The organism is Pseudomonas sp. SB113, from assembly GCF_040754745.1.
Classification (GTDB): domain Bacteria; phylum Pseudomonadota; class Gammaproteobacteria; order Pseudomonadales; family Pseudomonadaceae; genus Aquipseudomonas; species Aquipseudomonas grimontii.
Genome location: NZ_JBFMHW010000037.1, coordinates 1 through 24,590, shown reverse-complemented (window position 1 = coordinate 24,590; position 24,590 = coordinate 1). Strand labels below are relative to the sequence as shown.

Below are 24,590 nucleotides of genomic sequence, written 5' to 3'. Positions count from 1 at the left end.
TCAACGAGTATCTTTTACTTCAAGCACCCTTGATTATCAGGCCTGAGACAAAGTGATCAGGCCTTCCCCTCATTAACCCCACGCCACCACCAACAACCCCACCCCCAACACCAAACACAACGGCGAATAAAACCACGTATCCAACCGCGCAAACCGTGACCCGCCGATCTTCTTGAAAAACCCCACCAACTCCGAATCCCCAATCGCCCTGGCAAACATCAGCACGGCAATCGCGCTGATCCCCCATTGCAACGCCGCATGGGACACCGCCGAAAAGTACAGCCCCGCGCGCAGGCACACCAGCAGTGCAATCGCCACCAACCCCATCGCCACCAAAAAGGTACCCAGCGCGGAAGGTTTGAACGCAGGGCGCGGCCCGCGGGCGAATTCGCCGGGCAGTTGGGGGATGGCGGCGAGGCTGCCGAGTTTGCCGCCCGCAGCCCAGTACAGGTGCACCATGCTGATGCAAGCAAAAACGCCGACGATCCATCGTGCGATGACAAAGCTCATGGCGGGTTCTCCCTGAAAGGTGCGAAACAGGATAGTCGCCCTGAGATTTTTTGCAGGCATTTCGTCGGCGGCTGATGGTAAAGTGCCGCCCCATGAAAATCGCCCGTGCCGACCGCTCGCTCATTGCCTGGATGCTCTATTGCTGCGTCCTGTTCAATGTGTTCGCCTGCAGTATCGGTCATGGGCAGATGGTGGGGATGCAGCTCAATGGCATCGGCGGGCAGTTCTGTACCGTCGACCCGCGTACCCAGGCGCCCCAGCCAACCAACTCCACCGATGAGAGCCTGCCGACGCTGTCCAAGGCATTTGGTTGCCCGCTGTGCTCCACCGGCGGCATGGGCCCGGCGCTCAGTTCCAGCCTGAATGTGGCGGTGTTGCCACAACCCCATGCACCACCGCCGGCCGTCGTGCTGGCCGCTGATATCCCTGCCCGCTTCACCTGGCCCACGGCTAACCCCCGCGCGCCACCCGCCTTCGCCTGATCCCTTTGCTTTCCAATCTGCACTGACCACCGGCTCCATACGGAATTACGGACGGCCGTGCGTTGTTTTCAAGCCAAGTTTTTCAGGATTCAACCATGAAACATCTACCCCTGTTGGCGGGCCTGTTCGGCTGCCTGCCTGTCTGCACCTGGGCCATCGAACTGGCTCCGACCACCATTGATGGCGAATCAACTGCCGAACCCGGCCTCACCCTGGATCAATCCAGCGGCGTCGCTTCGCGGCTGGGATTGAGCGTGCGGGAGACACCAGCATCGGTTGCCATTGCCAACCGCAATGACATCGAGCGCCATGGCGCCAAGACGTTCCGCGATGCCGCCAATACCCTGCCCGGCGTCAACGCCAGCGCGCCGCCGGGTTTTGGCGGGTTTGTCTCTTACCGCGGCTTTACCAGCAGCCAGATCACCCAGATGTTCAACGGTATCAATGTCGCCACCGGCCTGGCCCGCCCCGTGGATGCCTGGATCTATGACCGCGTGGAACTGGTGGGCGGCCCCTCCTCGCTGATCAACGGCGCCGGCTCCGTCGGCGGCTCGCTCAACTATGTGACCAAGCTGGCCACCCGTGAGGAGCAGGCCGCCGAAGGCCAGCTCACCTATGGCAGCTACGACACCGCCGGCATGGCGTTCGGCGTCAATCACGCGCTGACCGAGCCCGGTGCCGTGGTGCAGCATTACGCGCGCCTGGATGTGAGCCGCAACTCCAACCACAGCTACATCGACCGCGACCAGCGCGAGGCCTGGAGCCTGGCGTTTTCCCTGCTCAGCGACCTCACTCCCGACCTGTCCCATACCCTGGCCCTGGAATACCAGGATGAACAGGAAGACAGCCCTTACTGGGGCACGCCGGTGCTCAATCCCAAGGCCGGCGAGCTGAAGATCGACAAACACAACCGTTTCAATAACTACAACGTCGCCGACGGCCGTTACGAGCAGCGCACGATCTGGGCGCGCTCGATCATCGACTACCGGATCAACGACAGCACAACGCTGAAAAATACGCTCTACCACCTCGATAGCCAGCGTGATTACCGCAACCTCGAAACCTACCAATACAACGCTGACAACAGCGCGGTAAACCGCTCGACCGCGTACCAGGTACGCCATCAGGGCGAACAGAACGGCAACCAGTTCGAGCTGCGCCATGACGACAGCCTCTTCGGCCTATCGACCACCTGGTCCGGTGGCTTTGAGTACAAGGTCACCAGCAGCACCAACACACCGCTGAATGTGCCGGGTAACAGCACGGTGGATCCGAACGGCTTCAACCCCGGGCATTTCTACGACATCCCGCGTACCCGGGAGCGCTTCGGCAAGGACAAGACCAATGAGGTCACCACCAAGGCGTTGTTCGTGGAGAACCGCCTGGGCCTCACCGATAAACTCTCGCTGCTGACCGGCCTGCGTTACGACGCCATCGACCTGGATGTCACCAACCACCGTGCGATCACGGCCACTAACCCACGGCACTTCAAGCGCAGTTGGGAGCCGGTGACCGGTCGCGTCGGCCTGACTTACCAGTTCATCCCCTCGGCCAATGTCTACGTGCAATACAGCACCGCTGCCGAACAACCCAGCACGACCACCCAGGTCTTCGATGTCTCGACCGGCAAGCAGTGGGAAGTGGGCAGCAAGTTCGACTACCTCGACGGCCGTGGCTCGGCCACCGTTGCGGCCTACACAATCGAACGCAAGGACTTTGCCGTGACCGACCCGCAGGACCCGACCACGAGCATCCCGGTCGGCGCGCAGTCATCGAAGGGCATCGAATTGGCCAGTTCATTGCGCATCACGCCCAGGCTGCTGGCGGAAGGCAACGTTGCCTGGGTGGATGCCGAATACGATGAGTTCAACGAGAAGATCGCCAGTGACGCGGTGGTCTCGCGCAAGGGCAACACGCCGACCAACGTGCCCAAGCGCGTCGGCAACCTGTGGCTGACCTATGACTTTGCCGAGGATTGGCAAGGCGGCGTGGATGCACGCTACGTCGCCGAGGTCTATGCGGACAATGCCAACACCCAGACGGTGCCGGCCTACACGCTGTTCGGGGCGTTCCTGCGCTACAAGGTGGACGCGCATACCTCGGTCACCGGCCGCGTGCGCAACCTGACGAATGAGGTGTATGCCGAGTTTGCCCATGTGTCGCCGGCGTATTACCTGGGATCGCCACGGACGTTTGAGCTGGCGGTGCAAACCAAATTCTAAAGCGGCAATGCAATCAAAATGTGGGAGGTCCCACTACCTCTTCGGCGTAGCACTGTCGCGCAGCAAACTGGGACCTCTGTGGCGAGCGGGCTTGTCCCGCGTTGGGGTGCGAAGCGCCCCTGATGAGGACGAATGCGGTGTATCAGGGACTTCTCTGCGCCTGGTTTTGGGGCTGCTGCGCAGCCCAACGCGCGGTGCGACGATTCGACAAGCCCGCTCGCCACAAGAATGCGGTGGCGTGAAATTGTCTATGCATGACTCAAGACTTCAGGGTTAAATTTTAACCCTTTAAAATCAGTCAGTTATTTTAAGCCCCCGCCCACATTATTTTTGATCTCCACTCGGCAATAAGCGCCGTGCTTACTTCAAGCTGGCTTCGACCTTCTGCGCCACATCCTCGGTCAACCACGCCTTCCACACTTCAGGATGTTCCTTGAGGAACGCCTGGGCCACATCCCGGGGCGCCGTGTGATTCTCGCTCATGGTCGCCAAGGCTTTATTCAGTGGCTCAATCGGCAACTCAACCTTCTCGAAAAACTCGGCAATCCGCGGATGTTCCTTCTGGAAAGGCGTGGACACGCCAATACTCAGCTTGGATGCCAGCGAGCGTGTGGGCTTCGGATCGGGGTTATCCGCATCCGTCAGGGTCTTCCAGGCCTCGGCATCAAACGGTGGCTCTTCCAGCTGGATCAACTTGTAGCGCCCCATCAATGGCGTGGGCGACCAGTAGTAGAACAACACCGGTTTGCCGCGACGGATGGACGAGGCAATTTCGGCATCCAGTGCAGCCCCCGAACCACTGCGGAAATTCACGTAGCTGTCGTCCAGGCCGTAGGCCTTGAGCTTCTGCTTGTTGACCACTTCCGAGGTCCAGCCGATGGGGCTGTTGAGGAAACGCCCCTTGCCTGGGGATTCCGGGTCTTTGAACACGTCCTTGTAGCGCGCCAGGTCCTTCACGCTCTTGAGGTCCGGCGCCAGGGGCTTGATGCCTTTGGCGGGATCGCCCTTGACCACATATTCCGGCACCCACCAACCTTCGGTGGCGCCTTTGACCGTATCGCCCAGGCCCACCACCTTGCCTTCGGCCTCGGCCTTGACCCACACCGGGCTGCGGCCGGCCCACTCTTCACCGATAACCTGGATGTCGTTCTTGGCCAGGGCGGTTTCCAGGGTGATGGTGGTACCGGGCAAGGTGTCGGTGGGCAAGTCGTAGCCCTTCTCGACGATGACCCGCAGTATTTCGGTGATCAGGCTGCCGCTTTCCCAGTTCAGATCGGCAAAGTGCACCGGCGCTTGCGCGGCTGAAACTGGCAGCGAAGCCACTGACAACGTCAGGGTCGTCAGCGATGCAGCCAACAGCGATCTCAATCCTTTCATGCCCTTGCACCTCGCGATGTCGCAGCAACAACGAACGGCTTTGCTGTCTATGCGCGAAGCCTCTGAATAGTTAAGTCAACTCAACTGTAGTAGAGGTTCCGGGAGATAGGAGATGTTCGCAGTATGTACCGATTACTCACTGGCCTTGAACGTCACCAGCTCACCCTTGCGCCATTTGGCGGCCTTGCCGGTCACGGCCTTGAGGATCTTGGTCAGGCCTTCCTGCAGTTGTTCATTGGCGGCAAACACCAGCATCACGCTGTGGCCTTCCTTGAACACGATGCCCTGGCCCTCGGTCGAAGACACAAAGGCGTAGTCGCCCAAGCCATACACGGTCAACTTGATGTCGCGGAACTTGAGTTCGAACTTGCCACCTTCGCGGCTGGGCAATACCGCAGCACGGAAATGGTCGCCCACCTTGAGCTCCAAACGGGGCTTGTCATCCACAACCATTGCCGCCTCGGTATCGATTTCGGCGATGTAGATGCCTTCCGGCGTCTGCTCAGTGATGTAAACAAAACGGGATTGAAACTGCTTGACCAACTTTGCGCGCAAATCACCCAGCACGAACAACGCGTGCATATCCAGATTACTGACTGCCAAGGAAACGCCCCCACATCGAAAAGAGCACTGTCCGCCAGAGCGGGCAGCACAAAGAAACGGCCATATCGGCACGATCACACAACACATTCATAGAAAAACTGAAGAAGACCCCGTTGCTGCACCCAAAAGCCCCGGACAGGCATGCACGATGGGCCTTGCGCAGGGACATCAGGTATCGCAGGAGATCACAGGTTTAATAACCAGAGAATACCGGTCGACCCGCTTCAGAGAATAACACTATTAAAAACGCAGTTTCCGACAACTCATACAAACAAAAACACCTCGGCGTGGAACCAGACGCCGATTGCCGACGACAATACTAAAACAGCAACACGGGTCAAAACCACCTGTAACGCTGCTGGTGGGTCAACAAGATCGATCGACAGGAGCCGACCATGCAACGACGCCAATACGACGCTACCACGTCTTCCCGCACTCGCTCATCACGTCAGGACGAACGCCAATACTACTGCTTGAGCAGTCCCAACGGGTACCCCAATTCCGTTCTTTACCAAGTTGTGCCCGCCGGAAGAAACTTCTTCCATATCCGCGAAGTCACCAGTGGCAGGGTCAAAGGCTTTCGCAGCGACCACATCGAGGCCTGCGAACTGGCCAAGCGGCTGGAAGCCTCACTGCACCGCGGGATAGTTTCGTCACCCGGATGACTTTACTGCGCCGCCGTCCTTCAACAACTGCCATACTGGCCCGTCCATCGAAATTTGCCCCGCAGGGGCCAGGTTTCATCAGTGCAGTTAGTTACCTCGAAGGGAAGGCTATACGTGACGGAATTTGATATTGGCGAATTTTTCATCCATGGCGACGCAAGGGAAGTAGACGGTGAGTTTCAAGCAGTGATCGTGATGCGCGCCAAGCCACCGTTGACCACCGTCACCACGCACCAGGTGGAAAAAGACCGTTGGTTCAAGACGCTCGATACCGCCGCCAGCGCTGGAAGAGAATCCGCCCAGGCCCTCAAGACTGCAGTGGATTCAGGGGCACTGACCTCCTGACAATCCGATCGAACTCTACCGCGCCACAAGCCTCCCATGCATAACGATCCTGAAACCCGCACGGAGACTGACATGGATGCGCCAATACCTACACTCGAAACGTTATTTGAACAACTGGGCCTGGACTCAACACCCGAAGCTATCGACGCCTTCATTGTCGCGCACCCGCTGAGTGACGATGTGAAGTTGATCGACGCGCCGTTCTGGACGCCGCAACAGGCTCAGTTTCTCAAGGAAGAGCTGCGTGAGGACGCCGATTGGGCCATGGCGGTGGATGAGCTGAACCAGCGTTTGCATCAACCGCAGTAATCCACTCAATACCGGCTGTCTGACCGTAACAGGCGCAATAGCGCTTGCCAGGCAGCCTGGTATTTCCCAGCCGCTTCCCGGCTGGTGAATGCACAGGCAGCAACAATCCCTAGCGCGCGGCCTTAGCGCCTTCCGGCTTGTACCCCAGGCGCAAGCCACCCCAATGTCGCCCCCGGACCATGATCGGCACCGACAAGTCGTGCATCAACTCGCCGGTATCACGGGTGTAGGTCTGCAATAACACCGCTTGCTGGTGGCTGCCGCAACGGATCCCGGTGCGGTCATCGAACTTGCGCTTGGTGCGGTTCTGCACCGCGTCGACCTGGGGATCACCGGTCAGCGCCTGGGAAAACGCCTTGTTGTGCGTCGGCACATACCCCTGGGGCGTGCAGGCAATGGCAAACACCAAGCCTTCATGCCGAGGCAGCAGTGCTTCTTGAATCGCCGGCAACACCTGATCGGTGTAGCCGTCAAATCGCGTGTGGTACTTGCTCGGGCTGGTATTCGGGATCGGGGTGTAGCTGCGGTCGAACAAATCGTCCAGGCTGATGCGGTTTTGCTGCACGTCCGCCTCGAACTGCGCGGCAATGCGGCTGGCGCCTTCGCGGGCCAGGTCGTAGACACGCTGGTGATAGTCATCCAGGCCCACTTCGGCGAGGCGCTCGCTGATGGTTTCGGCCTGCCCTTCCATTTGCACGGCGGCCTCAGCCAATTGCCGCGTTTGCCGGTCGCTCACGTCCAGGTCGCTGCGCATCTGTTCCACGGCATGGAACAGGCTGTCGAGCTGGGCGCGATTGGTGTCGGCGCCCTGGGCGATCTCATTGACCTGCCCTTCCACATCCGCTGCCAGGCTGGCGATGCTGTGCAGGTGTTCGCCGGCGTTTTCCACCTGCTCGACGCCGGTGTTCAGGTCCGCCGATAGCTGGCGAATCTGTTCCACCACCTGGGCCGTGCGTTGCTGTATATCCGCAACCATCACCCCGACTTCCTCGGTGGCGGTAGCCGTACGCCCGGCCAGCCCGCGCACTTCATCGGCCACCACGGCAAACCCGCGCCCGTGCTCGCCAGCGCGCGCTGCTTCAATCGCGGCGTTAAGCGCCAGCAAGTTGGTCTGGCTGGCGATGGACTGGATCACCAAGGTCACGCGCTGAATTTCTTCGCTGCGCTGGCTCAAGGCTTCGATCAGCTCGCGGCTGGCATTGGCGCGCTGGCTGAGCTGGTGCATGCGGGTGATCGACAGGGCCAGCACTTCGCGGCCCTCGGTGCTGCGCTGGTGCGCCTGGCTGGCCGCGCCCAGGGCTTGACGGCTCAGTTGGGAGGTGACTTTTTCAGTGTCGATCATCACTTCGGCGCTGCTGACAATCTGCTTGGCCGCACTCAACTGCGACTGCACACGTGCCGCCAGTTGCTTGACCGAATAGGCCACGCCTGCCGCCGAAAGGGCGTTATGGCTGGTGGTATAGGAAAGATCGCGGGTCAGGTCGCCAATCGCATCGACGGCTTCGGACGGCGCGGTGCCGGCGGTGGCTTTTTTCAGGCGGGGCAGCCAGATCACCAGCAAGGCCAGTGGCAGGCAGAGGTATAGCGGCAAGCTGGCAAACGCCAGGCCCAGCAGGACCAACACCAGTGCGGCGCTCTGCAGAAGCGGCATCAACCAGCCGGGCAACCCGCGTACCACCGGTTGCGGTGGCACTGCTGCGCCCATCAGAGCTCCGTCTCCAGCCATCTTCGTTACCCCACTGCTTGTCATTATTGTCCCTGCATTAAACGCCACTATCGAGCCATTATCCATGGGCCTTTAGTGGGGTAGCTTGCAGCAGATCAATAGACGGGGTGTAACGGGTGTTTCTCCGGGGGACCACTCAGGCGATCCCCCAGCTTCAGCGCATCAGGCTTGGCGCTGGTGCTTGTCGATCTGCTCGTGGCGCTCTTGCGCTTCGATGCAGTACTTGGTGGTAGGGCTGATCAGCAGGCGCTTGAGGCCGATAGGCTCGCCGCTGTCATCGCACCAGCCGAAGGAGTCTTCCTTGATGCGTTCCAGTGCACGCTCAAGCTGCGGCAGCATGCGCTGGTCGCGGTCGATGGCGTTTACCAGCCAGGTGCGCTCTTCTTCCACGGAAGCGGCGTCGGCAGGGTCAGCCGGGGTATCCAGGCTTTCAATGGCGATACGGTTCTGTTCAATGCGCTCGTGGTGTTCCACTTTCATGTCTTGCAGCAACTTCTCGAAAAAAGCGTGCTGTTCGGCATTCATGTAGTCATCCGCCGGCATCGCCAGCAACTTTTCCTTTGTCATTGATTTCTCTATAAAAAATACGTGCATTAAGGCGAATAAGGGAGCATTCCGGTCGACCTCTTCAGGTCTCGGAAAGGCGCCATCCATTCCAAGCGCCACCCGGCACTCAATTTACGAGGGGCGGCAGTCTAAGGCCGACTTGAGGGCACAGCAACTGAAATGACAGGCATTTTTTCCGATATAACCCCCAAAGGCACCAGGACGGGCTTGGCGAATGGTCATCGGAGTGCGTTTATAGCAGGAAAGTTCGTACAGCAGCTATAAGCCGCAGGCTGCAAGCGACAAGCTGTAGAGCTCATCGGACTTGCAGCTTGCAGCTTGAAGCTCAGCGCTTGAGCTTGCGCTTGTTGCGATATTGGTCGATCACCACCGCCACCACGATGATCAGGCCCTTGATGATGTCCTGGATATACGCGTCCACCCCGACAAAGGTAAACCCGCTGGCCATCACCCCAAGGATCAGCGCGCCGATCACGGTGCCGGTGATGCGCCCTACCCCGCCCGCCAGGCTGGTGCCGCCGATTACCGCGGCGGCAATCGCATCCAGCTCATAAGACATGCCCATGCCCGCCTGGCCGGTGGCGGCGCGTGCCGAGGCCACCACGCCGGCCAAGCCTGCGAGCAACCCGGCAATACTGTAGACGATGATCAAGTGACGCTTGACGTTGATCCCCGACGTGCGCGCCGCCTGCATATTGCCGCCGATGGCGTAGGTGTACTTGCCGTACTTGGTGTAGCGCAGGGCAATATGGAAGATCACTGCCACCACTAGGAAGATGATCACCGGCATCGCGCCATGACCGATGGCCGTGTACGAATCCGAGAGCATGCTCACCGGCTGGCCTTCGGTGTAGTAGCGCGCCAGGCCACGGGCCGAGACCATCATGCCCAGGGTCGCGATAAACGGCGGGATACCGGTGACGGCGATGATGCTGCCGTTGATTGCCCCCGCCAGCAGCCCCACACCCAACCCCATCGCCACCGGAATCCACACCGGCAAGTCCGTCAGCGACGGGAACACCGCCCGGGAAAAATCGGAGGTTTGCGCCAAACTGGCGGCGATCATCGCCGAAAGCGCCAGCACCGAGCCCGAAGACAGGTCGATCCCCGTGGTAATGATCACCTGGGTCACCCCGATCGCCAGCAGGCCGATGATCGACACTTGCAGGATCATCAGCACCAGGCGCTGGGAGTTCATCAGGAAGCTCTGGTCACGCACGATCCAGCCGAACAATTCAAACACCAGGCCGATGCCGATCAGCACCAGGAAGATGCTCAGCTCGGTGGGCAAGCGTCGACGGTGCTTGACCGGTGCCGTGGCAGGCTTGTTGTCTGTTATTGCGTTCATAGCCAATCACCTTCTTATTCTATGGCACGGGCCAACCGCAGGCCCGCGCGGCTGTTCGTCAGTGGACTGCGGTCATACCGGAGGCCAGCTGCATGACTTTTTCCTGGGTCGCATCCGCACGGTCCAGGGTGCCCATCAGTTCGCCTTCGTGCATCACCATCACCCGGTCGCTCATGCCCAGCACTTCAGGCAGCTCGGAGGAAATCATGATCACCGCCATGCCTTCGCTGGCGAGGAAGGAGATCAAGCGATAGATCTCGGCCTTGGCCCCCACGTCGATGCCCCGGGTTGGTTCATCGAGAATCAGCAAGCGTGGGTTGGTCATCAACCAGCGCGCCAGCAAGGCTTTCTGCTGGTTGCCGCCGGACAAGGTGTCGATGCACTGCTCCAGGGACGGCGTCTTCACCCGCAGTTTCTTGCACATGTCCTCGCACAGGGCGCGCAGCGCTTTCTGTTGGATAAAACCGTTGCCCGAATAGTGCGGCAGCACGGCCATTTCCATGTTTTCCAGCACCGACAGGCAGGGGAACAGGCCGCTGAGCTTGCGGTCCTCGGTCAACAGCGCAAAGCCTTTTTCGATGGCCATGTGCGGGTCGCTGATGCGCACCGCCTCGCCATCCAGGGTGATCTGCCCACCGCTGCTGGGGGTGATGCCGAAAATGGTTTCCGCCACGTTGGTGCGCCCCGAGCCCATCAGCCCGGCGATGCCGAGGATCTCACCGGCATGCAGGTCGAACGACACGCCCTTGAACACGCCGTCAAGGCTCAGATCACGCACCGACAGCAGCAGCTCGCCGATGGGCGTCTCGCGCACCGGGAACAACTGGCTGAGTTCACGGCCCACCATCATCGAGATCAGGCTGTCACTGTTCATGCTGTCGGCGCGTTGCAGGCCGATGTACTGACCGTCGCGAAACACCGCCACTTCATCGGCGATGGCGAACACTTCGTTCATTTTGTGCGTAATGTAGACGATGCCTTTGCCCTGGGCCTTGAGGTCGGCAATGATCGAAAACAGGTGGGCCACTTCCTTGTCGGTAATGGCCGAGGTCGGCTCATCCATGATCAGGATGTCGGAGTCGTAGGACACGGCCTTGGCAATCTCGACCATCTGCCGTTCGGCGATGCTCAGGTTACCCACGTGCTCCTCGGGGTCCAGGTTGATGCGCAGGCGCGCCAGCAACTCAGCGGTGCAGCGGTGCATTTCGCGGTGGCTGACCATGTGCAGGCTGTTGAGCTGCTCGCGGCCGATCCAGATATTCTCGGCGATGCTCATATGCGGCATCAGGTTGAGTTCCTGGTGGATCATCGCGATCCCGGCCTTCTGCGCCGCCAGCGGTGTCTCAAACACGATGGGCTTGCCGCGCAGGCGGATTTCACCGGCGTCGGGCTGGTAGATGCCGGCGATGATTTTCATCAAGGTCGACTTGCCCGCACCGTTCTCGCCCATCAGCGCCAGCACCGTGCCGGGGCGCACACGCAGTTGTACGTCGGCCAGGGCCACGACGCCGGGAAAGCCTTTGCTGATGTTGACGATTTCCAACAGGTAGGGTTCGTCCAGCGGCAACGGCTGGATACCAGGTGGCTGCGAGACAGCGGCTTGAGCGAGCATAAGACGGTACTCCATCAGCAGGGCGGGCACGACCGCCCTGCCGGTTCATTGTTGTTATGTCAGGGCTACTTGAACTTGGCGACGTTTTCCGGAGTGATCAGCTGGAACGGGATGATCACGTTCTGCTCGACCGGCTCGTTCCTGGCCATCTTGCGCGCCGCTTCCACCGAACCGACTGCCTGGCCCTTGGCGTCCTGGAACGCGGAGGCGGCCATGTCACCCTTGGTGATCGCATTCAAGCCGTCCGGCGTACCGTCGACCCCCGCGATCAGCACACTGCCCTTTTCCTTGCCGGCCGATTTCAGCGCCATGGACGCGCCGATCGCCATCTCATCGTTGTTGGCCAACACCGCATTGAACTCGCGGCCTTGGGTCAGCCAATCGTTGACCAGGGTCATGCCCTTGTCCCGCAGCCAGATGCCGGTCTGTTCCTGTTCGATCTTGATGTCCGGGTACTTGGCCAGGACTTCCTTCACGCCCTTGGTGCGGTTGGTCGTGGAGTTGTTCGCCAGGTCGCCCAGCAGGATCACGATCTTGCCCTTGCCGCCGAGTTTCTCAGCAATGTACTGCATTTGCAGCTTGCCGGCCTCGACGTCATCGGAGGTCACGGCCACTACGTCCTTGGGCAAGTCCTTCTGGTCGGGGCGACGGTTGACGAACACCAGCGGGATGCCCGCCTTGGTCGCGGCATTGATGATGTTCTTGGTGGAAGCAGTGTCGACCGGGTTGACGATGATGGCGTCGACTTTCTGGCTGATAAAGTTCTCGACCTGGCTCAGTTGCTTGACCACATCGGCGCGGGCGTCTTCGAACTGCAGCTGCACGCCGTCCCCCTTGGGATAGGACTTGGCTTGCTTGTCCATGTCTTCGCGCAGGTAAGTGAGGAAGGTGTCATCGAACGCGGACATGCTCACGCCGACCTTGATGTCGGCGGCGCTGGCAAAACCGCTGGCCAGCATCATGGATAAAGCCAGCGCGGTAAAACGGATCGGGGTCTTCATGAACGGTCTGTCTCCACTTTCTTGTTGGTTTTTTGGACGTTGCGTTTATCAGAGCTCGGTGGGCAGTCGTACGACCGGTGCGCCTGGAATACAGCAGACCAGCGCGCCTTGGTTTTCGACGCACAGCACATTAAGGAAGGAGAAGTAGAACGGCCGGGCGCGGGGCAGATCGCGCGGCGTGTGGGCAGGGCGTAAAACTCGCAGTACAGCGTTGAAGATTTTCATCTGACGGTACCTGGTTGTTTTTGATCTTGTTTTTGTTGAGTCGCCCGAATCGAGTCCGAACGTACTGTATGCAACCTGGAAAAGACTTTATTGGAAAATAATTTCCATATCAACCTGTTTTAGAATTTTATTCTATTTTTGTTGAAACCACCTGCTGGCGCTCAGCGCTGAGGCGTGCGGCGTCCAATATACGCGTGGTTTCCAGCGCGTCATACGCGTCCACGGGCAACGGTCCCTGCCCTTGCACCGCCGCTTGCAACTGGCGATAGAACTGGGTCCAGCAGCCCTTCTCCGACGGCACACGCTCACGTTCCGGCCCTTGTTCAAACCAGCCCCAGCGGCGATGTTCTTCTGCGCCCCAGTGCTCGCCTTCGGTTTTCGGCGACTTGCCCGCCATCAGCGCTTCTTCCTGGCCATCCAGCCCGTCCACGGTGTAGCAACCCAAGGTGCCACTGACGCGAAAACGCGGGGCCTGGCTGTTCTGCAGGGCGTTGCCCCACAAATGGGAAACCACCCCGTTGGCGTGGGTCAGGGAGACGAAGAAGCCGTGGTCGAGGTTCGGGTATTCAGGGGTGAACTGTAGCTGCGCAAAGACCCGGTCCACCGGGCCGAACAGTTGCAGCGCCTGGTCCACCAGGTGGCTGCCCAGATCGCGCAACCAGCCGCCACCGCTGGCATTGCCGACGGCCTGCGGGCTGTAGCGCTCGACGCGGGATTCAAACCGGGTGATCTCACCCAAGGCGCCGGCGTCGATCAATTTGCGCAGGGTCAGGTAGTCCGAATCCCAGCGCCGGTTCTGGTAGACGCTGAGCAACACCTCATGGCGCTCGGCGGCAGTGATCAGCGCCTGGGCCTGTTCGGCGTTGGCCGCGAAGGGTTTATCGCTGACCACCGCCAAACCGTGTTCGATGGCTTCCAGCACCAGCGCCGGGCGGCCCTTGAGGGTGGTGGAAATGACCAGGGCATCAACACCGGCTTCAACGATCTGGCCGATGCTGTCAAAGGCCTTCACACCTGGTAGATCGGTACTCAATTGCTGGCGGCGCTCGGGTGAGCGCGTCACCACGCCGACAAACGTCGCACCCGGCAAGGTTGCAATCAGCGGCGCATGAAAAAAGCGCCCTCCGTGGCCATAGCCGACTAGTCCGATTCGCATGACTCACTCCTTCTTTGAAGTGGAAACCGAGTCAACTGTGGGAGGGGGCTTGCCCCCGATGAGGGAGTGTCAGTGGATGCATCTATAACTGACACACTGTCATCGGGGGCAAGCCCCCTCCCACACTGACTGCATTCCACCTGTGGATTTGCGATCAGCCGTAAAAGTGCGGACGATCCGGCAAGCTCACCTTCACAATCTGCTCACTGCCCTGCGCTTCAATACACGCATCCGCCGCCACTGCCGCCGCAAAACCATCCCACGCCGACGGCCCGCCAACCTGCCCGGCGCGCACGCTATCGATAAACGCCTGCAACTCCACGTCATAGGCGCCGATAAAGCGGTCCTTCCAATCCATCAGGATCGCATTCGACAGCTTGGCCCCACTGCGCATCTGCACCTGGGACGGCTCCGGCAATTTGGCGATGCCGGTCTCCCCCACCACTTCGCACTGGATGTCGTAGCCGTACTGGCAGTTCACAAATACTTCCACATCGATACGAGTGCCCTTGGCGGTCTCCAGCAGCACGATCTGCGGGTCACGCAGGTGGGCCAGGGCCTTGCTGGTCTTGCGCGGGAACACCACCTGCACCGATACGTAGTCGTCGTTGAGCAGCCAGCGCAATACATCCAGCTCGTGGATCAGGGTGTCGGTAATCGCCATGTCGGTCTTGTAGTTCTCGCCCACCGTCGGGTTACGGTGCGCGCAGTGCAGCATCAACGGCTCGCCGATCTGGCCGCTGTCGATCACGGCCTTGAGGGCGCGATAACCTTCGTCATAAGGGCGCATAAAGCCGACTTGCACCAGGCGCTTGCCGTAAGCCACTTCGGCGTCGACGATCTTGCGGCAGCCTTCGGCCGTCACCGCCAGAGGCTTCTCACAGAACACCGGTTTGCCGGCAGCGATAGCGGCGAGCACGAATTCCTCGTGGCTCGGGCCCCAGGACGTGACCAGGATCGCCTCGACCTGTGGCGAGTTGATCAGCGCATGGCCATCCGGGTACACCTCGGCGTCCAGCTTCAACTCCGCGACCACCTTGGCGGCCTGCTCAAGGTTGATGTCGGTTACGGCCACCACCTGGCTGTTGAGCAAGGTCTGGCTGCAACGACGAATATGATCGCGGCCGATGGCGCCGGTACCGATTACACCAAGCTTCAAAGACATACAAACGCTCCTCTTGTTATTAGTACTGCCGGGCCTTGGCCAGGTGTTCATTGAGTTTCTTCGCGGCGGCGTTGGTGCGTTCGCTGGTGGACACCTGCGCCACCCCCACCCGCCACCATGACAGGTAGCCGTGGACCATGGTCTTGGGCAGGACCTTGATGTCGATCAGGGTCGAGACGCTTTGCGTGCGCGCATCGGCCAGGGCCGCTTCCAGCTGTTCCACGCTGCTGACCTTGTAGGTCTTGCAGCCGTAAGCCGCGGCGCTCATGGCGAAATCCACCGGCACCAGGCCACCGTCGAGCTTGCCGCTCTCGGGGTTGCGGTAGCGGAATTCGGTGCCGAAGCTGTCCATGCCATTGCCGATCTGCAAATTGTTGATGCAGCCAAAGGCCATGTTGTCGAGCAGCACCACGTTGATCTTGCGCCGCTCCTGGATCGAGGTGGCCAGCTCCGAGTGCAGCATCATGTAGGAGCCATCGCCGACCAGGGCGTAAACCTCCTTGGTCGGCTCGGCGAGCTTCACGCCGAGGGCGGCGTTGATCTCATAGCCCATGCACGAATAGCCGTACTCGACGTGGTAAGTGTTGACGCCCTTGCTGCGCCAGGCGCGCTGCAAGTCGCCGGGCAGGCTGCCGGCCGCGGCGACAATGATCGCGTCGTCGGCCAGGCGTTCGTTGAGTACGCCGAGCACGCGGCTCTGGGTCAGGCACGAGCCGGTCAGTTCGATGAATTCACGCAGCACGGCGCGGTCCAGGTGGTCGTCGACCTCAGGCACGAAATCATCGCCGTGGTATTCGACCTGATGCACACGGTCCACTTCGGCGTCCAGTTGCGCCTTGGCGTCGGCGATTTGCTCGCCCCAGCCGGAGCGGTAATCACCAAGGGCATCGGCCAGCGCTTCGAGGGCAACCTTGGCGTCGGCCAACACTTGCACGCCGTCGAGCTTCAAGGCGTCGCAGGGGCTGATATTGAGGTTGAGAAACTTCACCTCGGCATGCTTGAACAGCGATTTCGACGAGGTGGTGAAGTCGGTATAGCGGGTGCCGATACCGATGATCAGGTCGGCCTCGGGTGCCAGCAGGTTGGCGGCCAGGCAGCCGGTTTCACCGATACCGCCCACGTTCAGCGGATGGCTGGAGACCACCGCACTCTTGCCCGCCTGGGTTTCGGCGAAGGGAATGTCAAAACGCTCGGCAAAGGCTTGCAACGCGGCATTCGCACCGGAGTACTTCACGCCGCCACCGCAGATGATCAGCGGTTTGCGCTTGCCCCGGAAAGCGCCCAACGCATCGCCGATCATCGCGGCGGTGGCCGGGCGGCGGTCGATACGGTGCACACGTTTTTGCAGGAAGTAATCGGGATAGTCCCAGGCTTCGGCCTGCACGTCCTGGGGCAGCGCCAGGGTCACCGCGCCGGTTTCGGCAGGATCGGTGAGCACGCGCATGGCGTGAATCGCCGCCGTCATCAACTGCTCGGGGCGGTTGATACGGTCCCAATACTTGCTCACGGAACGGAAGGCATCGTTGGTGCTGATGCTCAGGTCGTGGAACTGCTCGATCTGCTGCAACACCGGGTCGGGCTGGCGGCTGGCGTAGACATCGCCGGGCAACAACAGCAACGGGATACGGTTGGCGGTGGCGGTCGCCGCTGCGGTCAGCATATTCGCCGCGCCAGGGCCGACAGAGGCGGTGCACGCGTAGATCTTGCGGCGCAGGTGCTGCTTGGCAAAACCGATGGCAGCGTGAGCCATGCCCTGCTCATTACGGCCCTGATGCACCACCAGGTCGCCGCTGTCCTGCTCCAGCGCCTGGCCCAGGCCCAGCACGTTGCCGTGGCCAAAAATGGTGAACACGCCGGCAACGAACTTGCTCTGCACGCCATCGACTTCGATGTACTGGTTGTCCAAAAACTTCACCAGGGCCTGGGCCATGGTCAATCGGGTGGTGGTCATGTCGCGCCCCTTATCGTTTCTGCAGGTGGGCGATGCTTGCCCCCAAGGCCTGCTGGATATCCGCCAGCTCGTGCACGCTTGTCGCAAACGGTTCGAACGACAGGTAGCCGCTGTAACCGCTGCTGAGCAAGGTGTCGATCTGCGCGGCATTGCCGAGGATATCGCCCTCGCCCACCAGCACGCGGTGGCCGTCGCGGATCGAATTGAGCGGCGCCTGGGCATCCTCCACGCCGGAGATATGCACCAGCCCGGTCAGCTCCGGGAAGAACTCATGCTCGCTGGCCAGGTGGTGGTGGAAGGTGTCGTGCACCAGGCGGAATACATCCAGCCCGCCGATGGACTGGATCGCATACACCGCCACGCGCTTGCGGCGCATGGCACATTCTTCAAAGCCCAGGGGCTCGATAAACCCGAGAATCCCGTACTCGCGCAGGATCGGCGCCAGTTGGCTCAACGCAGTGCGCAAACCGGCGGCACGCTGGGCTTCGTTGCGGGTGTCGCCGGGCTCATTGAACGGGCACATCACCACACCTTGCGCACCGCATTCACGGGCATAGGTGGCGAGTTCTATCGCCTGGGCACGGCGCTCGTCATTCCACACATCAAAGGGGTACAGCGCGTTGATCGACAGCACCGTGATGCCCTGCGCCACGCACAATTCGCGCACGCGGCTGGCCGGAGTGCCGTATTCGATCTGACGATCCTTGAGGTCGTTGCGAATCTCGATAGCATCGCACTTCAAGGCCACGGCCAGCTGGATGAAGTCCGGCAGGGACAGGTTGGGCGCAACCATACGGTTAAGGGCAAAGCGTAGAGGCGACTTCATTGTTTTTCTCCGTCCAAAACCGTTTAAAGGTCCAGCAACCAACTGTGCTGCGGGTCGTTGTGGAAATGCCAGGCGCGCTTGGGGCCGGCCATCACGTTCAGGTAATAAGACTCGTAGCCATACGGCACGCTGACCGGGTGATAGCCCTTGGGCACCACCACCAGGTCGCTGTTTTCCACGGCCATGGCCTGGTCGATGCTGCGGTCGTCGGTGTACACGCGCTGGAACACAAAGCCCTGGGGCGGGTTGATCTGGTGGTAGTAGGTCTCTTCAAGAAAGCTCTGGTGCGGCAGGTCATCGGTGTCGTGCTTGTGCGGCGGGTAGCTCGACGAATGCCCGGACGGCGTGCGCACCTCCACCACCAGCAGCGAATGAGCCGGGTCGGTATCCGGCAGGATGTCGCACACGTAACGGGTGTTGGCGCCTTTGCCGCGTACGCTGCGCTTGCAGTGTTCGGGGCGGATCAGGCGTGGCTCGAAACCCGGCGCACCCGGCGCGGCGCAGACGGCAATCTGCACGTCGCTCAATGCGGTGACCTGGGCGTCGGTCCCCGGCGGCAGATACGCGGCGAACGGCGATTTGTCCTCGAACACCGACTGGCGATCACCAAGGTTCTGCCAGTTGAAGCCCTCACCTTCGATATTCACCCGCCCGCTCAGCAGCACCAGGCACAGCTCTTTATCACCGGCCGTCACCGGCAATGTCTCGCCGAGGCTCAACCGGTAGGCGGCAAAGCCTACGTATTCCAGACGGCCCTCTTCCAGGGCGACCATGGTTTGCCCACGTTTACTGCTCTTTACCAGCAAGCTCATTGTTTGGTCCTCTCGTTGAGAAGCGCACGCAACGTGTCATAACCCTTTTTTGCATAGACATAACTGGGCGCCACGGCCGGGTCCTGCTCGGCTTCCACCACCAGCCAGCCCGCGTATTTCGCGGCCAGCAGCACATCGAGCAACTCGGCAAAATCAATATCGCCGTCGCCGGGCACGGTGAAGGTGCCGTTGACGATGCAATCGGGGAAGCTCCACATCTGGTTGCGCGCCAGTTGCACCACGGCTTTGCGCACGTCCTTGAAATGCACATGGCAGACGCGGTCGATATGCTTGCGCAGCACCTCGATGGGTTCGCCGCCGCCCATGTAGCAGTGGCCCGAATCGAACAGCAGACCGACTTCCGGCCCGGTACGACGCATCAACTCGTCGATGTCCTGCGGGGATTCGACGTAGGCGCCCATATGATGGTGGTAGGCCAGGCGCACGCCCTGGGACAGGGTGAAACGCGCCAGCTCGGTAAGTTTGTCGGCGTAGTCCTGCCAGGCTTGTTCACTGTGGAAACGCGGGCGCTCGATCAGGCGAATGCGCGAGCCCTGGATCGAATCGGCCACCTCGCCGTACACCAGCACCTTGGCGCCGTTTTGTTTCAGCAGTTCGACATGGCCGGCGATGGCCTCGATTTCTTCAGCCACCGAGCGGCGGGCCAGGCGGCTGGAGTACCAGCCGGAGACCAGCGCCAGGTCATAGGGACGCAGGACGTCGCCGACGCCCTTGGCGTCCTTGGGGAATTTGCCGTTGAGCTCGAAACCTTCGTAGCCGATTTCCTTGCCTTCGCTCAGGGCGGTGCTCAGCGGGGTTTCACCGCCAAGGGCCGGAAGGTCGTCGTTGCTCCAGGAGATCGGGTTGATGCCAATTCGGATTGCGGGCATGGCTGCACCTTTATTATTTTCAGGTATCACTGAAATCTGTTTTATGTGGGAGGGGCTTGCCCCCTCCCACATTGGAATTGCACTGCACATTTAGAACTGTGTTCAGGTTCGGGCACTGCGCCAGGCGTTGATGAGTTGCTCAAAGGTCGCCTGTACCTGGCGGATCAACGTCTCATCATCAATCTCCCCCGCCATCCACAAACGGCTCGGTTCCTGGAAGATCGTGCGGCCCACGGCAAACCCACGGCAGGTGCTGCTCTGGCCGGCCTGCTGGAAACCGGCGGCCAGGCATTCGGCCGAGGCATTCAGGCCCAGCAACACTACGCCACGGCAGTAGGGGTCGCGTTCCTGGATCAGTTCGTCGAGCTTTTTCCAGTCTTCGGCCGACTGCGCCTCGATCTTCCACCACGCCGGGTAGATACCCAGGTTGTACAGGCGCTTGAGGCTGCGGTAGAGCACGTCCGGGTAAGTGGACGGATGATCCTTGGGCGGGATGACTTCCAGCAGCAACTCATGGCCACTGACCACCGAAGCCTCGTACACCGCCTTGAGCTGCGCTTCCTGTTCCAGGCGCAACATGGGCTCATCGTCGGGGTGGTATTGCACCAGGCACTTGATGATCTGCTCCTGGGGCCAGGCAATCAGGTTGCTGCCGATCGAACGACCATGTTCGAACGCCAGCGGCCGCGAGTTCTGCACCTCCACCGGGCGCGCGATCCACCAGCCACGACCGCTGGCGGCATTGAGCGCGTCCTGGCCGAAGCGCTGGTCGGCCAACAGGCCCACATCGGCCTCGACGCCCTGCTCGGCGAGCTTTTTCTCCACGCGTTCGATGGCCTGGATAAACAGCTGCTTGATCGCACTGATGCGGGTCAGGTCCTGGCCGCCGCGTTGCGCCAGGTCCACCAGTTGCCAGCGGTGATCGAAGGCAAAGATGAACAGCTGTTTCCACGCCTTGCGCGGCACCGTGACGCGGTGCAGACGTTGCAGGGTCGCGTCCTGGTCAGGCCGGGTGATCGGCACCGGGCTGCTGAACAGGTAATCCAGCTCGGCAGGCGTCGGCATGGCCGGCGCACAGGCGTGGCGCGACACGACGAGACCACCGCAGGCATTGGCCAACTGGCTGCAACGCTCATCGCTGGCGTCATTGATCCAGCCGCTGAGGAAGCCCGACATAAAGGCATCGCCGGCACCCAGCACGTTAAGCACTTCAACCCGTACGCCCGGGTAGATGGCGCCCTCTTCCAGCCGCGCCGGGATCGCGCCGTGAATCACCGTGCAGCCTTGCGGGCCGAGCTTGACCACCAGGGTTGCCGGGGTCAGTTCACGCACGGTGCGCAAGGCGGTGAGCAGATCCTCGCTGCCGCCGGCGATCAGGAATTCTTCTTCGGTGCCGACGATCAGGTCGAAACGCGGCAGGATGTTCTGCACATGCTGGCTGACATTCTGGTCGGCGACAAAACGGGTTTCGCCGTCAGCCTTACCCGCCAGGCCCCACAACACCGGGCGATAGTCGATATCCAGCACGCGCTTGACGTTGTGTTTGGCCGCATAGTCCAGGGCCTGGATGCTGGCCTTGTACACGCCGTCCGTGGAGAAATGCGTGCCGGTGATCAGCAAGGCTTTGCTCGAGGCAATAAAGGCTTCGTCGACGTCTTCGGCGCGCAGGGCCATGTCGGCGCAGTTTTCGCGGTAGAACACCAACGGGAAGGTCTCGCGGTCCTTGAGGCCCAGCAGCACCATGGCGGTGAGGCGTTCCGGGTCGACCTTGATGCCGCTGACATCACAGCCCTCGCGGGCCAGGGATTCCACCAGGAAACGCCCCATGTGGTCGTCCCCCACCCGGCTCAACATCGCCGACTTGAGCCCCAGCCTGGCAGTGCCGAAAGCGATATTGGCGGAGGAACCGCCGAGGTATTTGGCGAAGCTGGACACGTCCTCAAGCCGCGCACCTACTTGCTGTGCATAGAGGTCGACGCCCAGGCGCCCGAGGCAAATCAGATCCAATTGACGCCCACTGGCAAAACGAGTCTGGCCCATGCTGGCTCCTGTTATTTTTATCAGCCTGCGTTGTGCCGCCGTGGCGACGGCAAACGCTCTTGGTGGGAGCAGACTAGAACGTCCGGCGGCCGCAATCAATATTTATTCCAGAATTATTTTTAGTGGAATATTTTTTCCAATAAGCCGGCATAATGGCATACCAGCCCCGTGCATCGTTTCAGCAGGCCACGGCGGCCGTGATGCCGGGGTATTTTTTTACGCCTACCCTGTAGACTTGCGCCACCCATCAGCGCATCAGACGAACACGCCAGAAGGATTGCCCATGTCCCGCACCGATCCCGAGACCACCCTGGAAGACACTATCGCCAGCCCTCCGATCAATGCCGAGCGCCTGTTGCAGCTGATCACCGACGAATACGAAAGCCTGCCACGCCAACTCAAGCGCATCGCCAGCTACATGAGCCAGCAGAGCGACCGGATCATGGTCGACCGCATCAGCGACATCGCCCGCGAATGCGAAGTCCACCCCTCGGCGATCGTGCGGTTTTCCCAGCGTTTCGGCTTCAGTGGGTTCAGTGAAATGCAGGCGTTGTTTCGCGAGGCCTACACCCACAAGACCACACCGGTGCAGAACTACCAGCAGCGCATTCGCAGCATGATCGCCAATAAGTCGCAGAAAGCCAGCGGCGGCGACCTGGCCCGCGAGTGTGTCAACGCGACCCTGTCGGGTATCGAGCGCCTGGGGCTGGAGCTGGATGATGTGGCGTTTGAAAAAGCCGTCGACCTGGTGGTCAACGCCGACAATATCTACGTGGTCGGCGTGCGCCGTTCGTTCGCAGTGGCCGATTACCTGGTCTATAACCTGCAGCACACCAACAAACGTATTCACCTGATCTCAGGCCTGGGCGGCAGCTATCGCGAGCAGATGCGCAGCGTGCGTGCCAATGACCTGGTGATCGCCATCAGCTTCACGCCCTACGGCAAAGAGACCCAGCACTGCCTGCGGATCGCCCAGCACCATCAGGCCAAGACCCTGATCATCACCGACAGCAACCTGTCGCCCCTGGCCAAGCGGGCCAACGCGGTGCTGTTGGTGAATGAAGGTTCGTCGTTTGCCTTCCGCTCGTTGAGCGCCACCTTGTGCCTGTGCCAGGCGTTGTTTATTGCGGTGGCGTATCGGTTGGAGTTGAAGGTGGACGAGATTCACGAGCAGGTCGGGTTCGACGACTGACTATCAAACCCCGCAAATCAAATGTGGGAGGGGGCTTGCCCCCGATAGCGGAGTGTCAGTCGACAGCAACATCAACTGATACACCGCTATCGGGAGCAAGCCCCCTCCCACAATGGACCAAGATAGGCCCGGGATCAGTGCATGAAAATTGCAATCAGGATGATCACCGGGATCGGCACGCCGAGGAACCACAGAAGTAATGAGCGCATGGTGTTCTCCTTGAATTAACGAACGTAGGTTTCGGTTTCGACGTACACCACGGCATCGCGGCGACGGCCACCAAAGGTCGCAGCGAAGCTGGCAAAGAAGGCGCCAATCAACAGTGCGACAAAGGTCCACAGCGAGGTATAGGCAGCGACTTTGGCGGCGGTATCAGCGGCTTGCCTGGCTTTGAGCTTGGCGTCTTCGACCGCTTTACGCGCGTCGCCGTAGACTTTGTCGATACGCGCTTCGGCATCCGCCTGGCTGAGGTTGGTGCGCTGGCTGATCAACTGGGCCAGGTAGGCACGGTCTTCAGCGGCGAGTTGGCCGTCATTGCTCAGGGTGCGGGTGAAGATGCGTGCTACCACGCCATGGGCAGCGTCATCACTGACGGCGACCGGGCGATCATCACGAAACAGGCTGTCGACGTAATAGTCAAAGTCGCCGCCGTTAACGCCTTTCGCGGCACTGCCCGCGGCTTGAGTGATACCGCTGGCCGCGCCCGCTGCCACGCTGGCACCGGCTTTCACACCACCGCTCACGACACTGCTGACCGAACCGACCACCAGCACGGCAGTGATCAGCGTGGCGACCGCCCAGGCCAGGAAACCATGGGCGGTGTCGCGAAAATACACCTCATCGCCGTGCATATTGGCCCACTTCACCCGCAACCGGCCGGCGATATAACCGCCCAGCCCGGACGCGACGATCTGGGTAAAGGCCAGCCAGATAATCGTGGAAATGCCAAGCCCCTTGGCGCTGATACCACTGTCGGCCCACGGCGACACCGCCGAAAAACCCAGGCCGAAGCCCAGCAATACCAGAATCAGCGACAATGCAGCCGCCGCAGCGGCCCCGGCAAAAATCGCCCCCCAGGAAACCCCGGAGAGCGTACTCGACTCTTGCAGTGTGGATGAGGATGTAATCATTGTTGTGGTGCTCCCGGCAGGAAAAATAGTGTTACAAGTCTCAAAAGGGACAGTGCAGGCAGCATGCCAGTCGCGCTGAAAATTAAATCCTTTTTATTTCAACAAGTTAAGTAAATTGAACTTGCCTAAACCATGCAACTTGCAAGAAATGATTGTTGCAGGCGGGCGTTATGCATTCCCTGTGGGAGGGGGCTTGCTCCCGATGACGGCCTCTGGGCCGACCAAGATGTTGGATCAGACCGAGTACATATCCTTTGCTGCGGTAACGGCGGCTATGGGTTCCGCCCTTACGGCGGCTCACTTTTGAAAAGCGTGTACGGACCGGACACATGGTTGACGGGTGTGCGGGGACATGGTGGACACTTTCCAGCGAGCCAATTTCGCCGGAAAGCCATCATGCCCTGGACCACGAGAGATGCCATGAGCCTGAAAGAAG

The 24,590-nt window shown here is 60.6% G+C and carries 23 protein-coding genes; 6 read left to right on the top strand and 17 right to left on the bottom strand.

Annotation, left to right across the window (positions count from 1 at the left end; translation table 11 throughout):
* Positions 1 to 72 precede the first annotated feature (72 nt).
* Entirely contained in the window at positions 73 to 510 is a 438-nt protein-coding gene (locus AB1462_RS29360; RefSeq protein WP_259193861.1) for a DUF3995 domain-containing protein, read from the bottom strand.
* Positions 511 to 602: 92 nt separating this feature from the next.
* Between AB1462_RS29360 and AB1462_RS29355 the strand changes: the two genes are divergently transcribed.
* Together AB1462_RS29355 and AB1462_RS29350 are read left to right on the top strand one after the other, a co-directional pair.
* Positions 603 to 992 carry a DUF2946 domain-containing protein gene (locus AB1462_RS29355; protein ID WP_259193862.1) on the top strand — a complete coding sequence of 130 codons (390 nt, stop codon included), beginning with the start codon at positions 603 to 605 and terminating at the stop codon, positions 990 to 992.
* A gap of 95 nt (positions 993 to 1,087) precedes the next feature.
* A complete protein-coding gene (locus tag AB1462_RS29350; RefSeq protein ID WP_315339142.1) occupies positions 1,088 to 3,214 on the top strand; it encodes a TonB-dependent receptor in 2,127 nt (708 codons plus the stop codon).
* 360 nt (positions 3,215 to 3,574) lie between these two features.
* Here AB1462_RS29350 and AB1462_RS29345 read toward each other — a convergent pair whose 3' ends face one another.
* The gene (locus AB1462_RS29345; RefSeq protein ID WP_259193864.1) at positions 3,575 to 4,591 is read right to left on the bottom strand and encodes an ABC transporter substrate-binding protein; all 1,017 of its coding nucleotides are present in this window, start codon (positions 4,589 to 4,591) and stop codon (positions 3,575 to 3,577) included.
* 132 nt (positions 4,592 to 4,723) lie between these two features.
* On the bottom strand, positions 4,724 to 5,173 hold the full coding sequence (locus AB1462_RS29340) for a hypothetical protein (protein ID WP_367248725.1): 450 nt from the start codon (positions 5,171 to 5,173) through the stop codon (positions 4,724 to 4,726).
* Positions 5,174 to 5,589: 416 nt separating this feature from the next.
* Here AB1462_RS29340 and AB1462_RS29335 point away from each other — a divergent pair, with 416 nt between their 5' ends.
* The 3 genes from AB1462_RS29335 to AB1462_RS29325 all read left to right on the top strand — a co-directional run bounded on the left by AB1462_RS29335 (position 5,590) and on the right by AB1462_RS29325 (position 6,513).
* Positions 5,590 to 5,859, top strand: coding sequence for a hypothetical protein (locus tag AB1462_RS29335; RefSeq protein WP_090405429.1), 270 nt, complete (start codon positions 5,590 to 5,592; stop codon positions 5,857 to 5,859).
* Positions 5,860 to 5,973: 114 nt separating this feature from the next.
* Entirely contained in the window at positions 5,974 to 6,204 is a 231-nt protein-coding gene (locus AB1462_RS29330; RefSeq protein WP_090405432.1) for a hypothetical protein, read from the top strand.
* Between the two features lie 72 nt (positions 6,205 to 6,276).
* A complete protein-coding gene (locus AB1462_RS29325) occupies positions 6,277 to 6,513 on the top strand; it encodes a DUF2789 domain-containing protein (RefSeq protein WP_027606523.1) in 237 nt (78 codons plus the stop codon).
* A 109-nt stretch (positions 6,514 to 6,622) separates the two neighbouring features.
* On the opposite strand, the gene AB1462_RS29320 is transcribed toward AB1462_RS29325, so the two are convergent.
* The 13 genes from AB1462_RS29320 to iolC form a co-directional block, all read right to left on the bottom strand.
* Positions 6,623 to 8,218 carry a methyl-accepting chemotaxis protein gene (locus tag AB1462_RS29320; protein WP_090405436.1) on the bottom strand — a complete coding sequence of 532 codons (1,596 nt, stop codon included), beginning with the start codon at positions 8,216 to 8,218 and terminating at the stop codon, positions 6,623 to 6,625.
* A 183-nt stretch (positions 8,219 to 8,401) separates the two neighbouring features.
* Entirely contained in the window at positions 8,402 to 8,806 is a 405-nt protein-coding gene (locus AB1462_RS29315; RefSeq protein WP_003191666.1) for a TraR/DksA C4-type zinc finger protein, read from the bottom strand.
* 325 nt (positions 8,807 to 9,131) lie between these two features.
* Positions 9,132 to 10,154 carry an ABC transporter permease gene (locus tag AB1462_RS29310; RefSeq protein WP_024076018.1) on the bottom strand — a complete coding sequence of 341 codons (1,023 nt, stop codon included), beginning with the start codon at positions 10,152 to 10,154 and terminating at the stop codon, positions 9,132 to 9,134.
* Positions 10,155 to 10,212: 58 nt separating this feature from the next.
* Positions 10,213 to 11,766, bottom strand: a complete 1,554-nt coding sequence (locus AB1462_RS29305) for a sugar ABC transporter ATP-binding protein (protein WP_090405439.1) — start codon at positions 11,764 to 11,766, stop codon at positions 10,213 to 10,215.
* A gap of 65 nt (positions 11,767 to 11,831) precedes the next feature.
* Positions 11,832 to 12,767 (bottom strand): sugar ABC transporter substrate-binding protein, encoded by a 936-nt coding sequence (locus AB1462_RS29300; protein ID WP_090405442.1) that lies wholly within the window; start codon positions 12,765 to 12,767, stop codon positions 11,832 to 11,834.
* A 48-nt stretch (positions 12,768 to 12,815) separates the two neighbouring features.
* A complete protein-coding gene (locus AB1462_RS29295; protein ID WP_167361121.1) occupies positions 12,816 to 12,992 on the bottom strand; it encodes a hypothetical protein in 177 nt (58 codons plus the stop codon).
* Between the two features lie 127 nt (positions 12,993 to 13,119).
* Positions 13,120 to 14,148: a Gfo/Idh/MocA family oxidoreductase gene (locus AB1462_RS29290; protein ID WP_090405445.1), complete on the bottom strand. Its 1,029-nt coding sequence runs from the start codon at positions 14,146 to 14,148 to the stop codon at positions 13,120 to 13,122.
* Positions 14,149 to 14,302: 154 nt separating this feature from the next.
* Positions 14,303 to 15,313, bottom strand: a complete 1,011-nt coding sequence (locus tag AB1462_RS29285; protein ID WP_259193871.1) for a Gfo/Idh/MocA family protein — start codon at positions 15,311 to 15,313, stop codon at positions 14,303 to 14,305.
* Positions 15,314 to 15,332: 19 nt separating this feature from the next.
* Positions 15,333 to 17,264, bottom strand: coding sequence for a 3D-(3,5/4)-trihydroxycyclohexane-1,2-dione acylhydrolase (decyclizing) (iolD, locus tag AB1462_RS29280; protein ID WP_090405451.1), 1,932 nt, complete (start codon positions 17,262 to 17,264; stop codon positions 15,333 to 15,335).
* A 10-nt stretch (positions 17,265 to 17,274) separates the two neighbouring features.
* Complete coding sequence (locus AB1462_RS29275) at positions 17,275 to 18,090, bottom strand: TIM barrel protein (RefSeq protein ID WP_367248704.1); 816 nt, start codon at positions 18,088 to 18,090, stop codon at positions 17,275 to 17,277.
* 23 nt (positions 18,091 to 18,113) lie between these two features.
* Positions 18,114 to 18,902, bottom strand: coding sequence for a 5-deoxy-glucuronate isomerase (gene iolB, locus AB1462_RS29270; RefSeq protein ID WP_090405457.1), 789 nt, complete (start codon positions 18,900 to 18,902; stop codon positions 18,114 to 18,116).
* On the bottom strand, positions 18,899 to 19,792 hold the full coding sequence (iolE, locus tag AB1462_RS29265; protein WP_367248702.1) for a myo-inosose-2 dehydratase: 894 nt from the start codon (positions 19,790 to 19,792) through the stop codon (positions 18,899 to 18,901). The genes iolB and iolE overlap by 4 nt, the downstream gene beginning before the upstream one ends.
* A 102-nt stretch (positions 19,793 to 19,894) precedes the next feature.
* Entirely contained in the window at positions 19,895 to 21,832 is a 1,938-nt protein-coding gene (gene iolC / locus AB1462_RS29260) for a 5-dehydro-2-deoxygluconokinase (RefSeq protein WP_367248700.1), read from the bottom strand.
* A gap of 283 nt (positions 21,833 to 22,115) precedes the next feature.
* On the opposite strand from iolC, the gene AB1462_RS29255 reads away from it, so the two are divergent.
* The gene (locus AB1462_RS29255; protein ID WP_017136418.1) at positions 22,116 to 23,024 is read left to right on the top strand and encodes a MurR/RpiR family transcriptional regulator; all 909 of its coding nucleotides are present in this window, start codon (positions 22,116 to 22,118) and stop codon (positions 23,022 to 23,024) included.
* A gap of 224 nt (positions 23,025 to 23,248) precedes the next feature.
* Here AB1462_RS29255 and AB1462_RS29250 read toward each other — a convergent pair whose 3' ends face one another.
* Positions 23,249 to 24,154: a hypothetical protein gene (locus tag AB1462_RS29250; protein WP_259193877.1), complete on the bottom strand. Its 906-nt coding sequence runs from the start codon at positions 24,152 to 24,154 to the stop codon at positions 23,249 to 23,251.
* Positions 24,155 to 24,590 lie beyond the last annotated feature (436 nt).

What these genes read in the sequence shown, in the direction of transcription:
- AB1462_RS29360 (WP_259193861.1), bottom strand. Translation starts at nt 510, where the DNA reads ATGAGCTTTGTCATCGCACGATGGATCGTCGGCGTTTTTGCTTGCATC.
- AB1462_RS29355 (WP_259193862.1), top strand. Translation starts at nt 603, where the DNA reads ATGAAAATCGCCCGTGCCGACCGCTCGCTCATTGCCTGGATGCTCTAT.
- AB1462_RS29350 (WP_315339142.1), top strand. Translation starts at nt 1,088, where the DNA reads ATGAAACATCTACCCCTGTTGGCGGGCCTGTTCGGCTGCCTGCCTGTC.
- AB1462_RS29345 (WP_259193864.1), bottom strand. Translation starts at nt 4,591, where the DNA reads ATGAAAGGATTGAGATCGCTGTTGGCTGCATCGCTGACGACCCTGACG.
- AB1462_RS29340 (WP_367248725.1), bottom strand. Translation starts at nt 5,173, where the DNA reads ATGCACGCGTTGTTCGTGCTGGGTGATTTGCGCGCAAAGTTGGTCAAG.
- AB1462_RS29335 (WP_090405429.1), top strand. Translation starts at nt 5,590, where the DNA reads ATGCAACGACGCCAATACGACGCTACCACGTCTTCCCGCACTCGCTCA.
- AB1462_RS29325 (WP_027606523.1), top strand. Translation starts at nt 6,277, where the DNA reads ATGGATGCGCCAATACCTACACTCGAAACGTTATTTGAACAACTGGGC.
- AB1462_RS29320 (WP_090405436.1), bottom strand. Translation starts at nt 8,218, where the DNA reads ATGGGCGCAGCAGTGCCACCGCAACCGGTGGTACGCGGGTTGCCCGGC.
- AB1462_RS29315 (WP_003191666.1), bottom strand. Translation starts at nt 8,806, where the DNA reads ATGACAAAGGAAAAGTTGCTGGCGATGCCGGCGGATGACTACATGAAT.
- AB1462_RS29310 (WP_024076018.1), bottom strand. Translation starts at nt 10,154, where the DNA reads ATGAACGCAATAACAGACAACAAGCCTGCCACGGCACCGGTCAAGCAC.
- AB1462_RS29305 (WP_090405439.1), bottom strand. Translation starts at nt 11,766, where the DNA reads ATGCTCGCTCAAGCCGCTGTCTCGCAGCCACCTGGTATCCAGCCGTTG.
- AB1462_RS29300 (WP_090405442.1), bottom strand. Translation starts at nt 12,767, where the DNA reads ATGAAGACCCCGATCCGTTTTACCGCGCTGGCTTTATCCATGATGCTG.
- AB1462_RS29295 (WP_167361121.1), bottom strand. Translation starts at nt 12,992, where the DNA reads ATGAAAATCTTCAACGCTGTACTGCGAGTTTTACGCCCTGCCCACACG.
- AB1462_RS29290 (WP_090405445.1), bottom strand. Translation starts at nt 14,148, where the DNA reads ATGCGAATCGGACTAGTCGGCTATGGCCACGGAGGGCGCTTTTTTCAT.
- AB1462_RS29285 (WP_259193871.1), bottom strand. Translation starts at nt 15,313, where the DNA reads ATGTCTTTGAAGCTTGGTGTAATCGGTACCGGCGCCATCGGCCGCGAT.
- iolD (WP_090405451.1), bottom strand. Translation starts at nt 17,264, where the DNA reads ATGACCACCACCCGATTGACCATGGCCCAGGCCCTGGTGAAGTTTTTG.
- AB1462_RS29275 (WP_367248704.1), bottom strand. Translation starts at nt 18,090, where the DNA reads ATGAAGTCGCCTCTACGCTTTGCCCTTAACCGTATGGTTGCGCCCAAC.
- iolB (WP_090405457.1), bottom strand. Translation starts at nt 18,902, where the DNA reads ATGAGCTTGCTGGTAAAGAGCAGTAAACGTGGGCAAACCATGGTCGCC.
- iolE (WP_367248702.1), bottom strand. Translation starts at nt 19,792, where the DNA reads ATGCCCGCAATCCGAATTGGCATCAACCCGATCTCCTGGAGCAACGAC.
- iolC (WP_367248700.1), bottom strand. Translation starts at nt 21,832, where the DNA reads ATGGGCCAGACTCGTTTTGCCAGTGGGCGTCAATTGGATCTGATTTGC.
- AB1462_RS29255 (WP_017136418.1), top strand. Translation starts at nt 22,116, where the DNA reads ATGTCCCGCACCGATCCCGAGACCACCCTGGAAGACACTATCGCCAGC.
- AB1462_RS29250 (WP_259193877.1), bottom strand. Translation starts at nt 24,154, where the DNA reads ATGATTACATCCTCATCCACACTGCAAGAGTCGAGTACGCTCTCCGGG.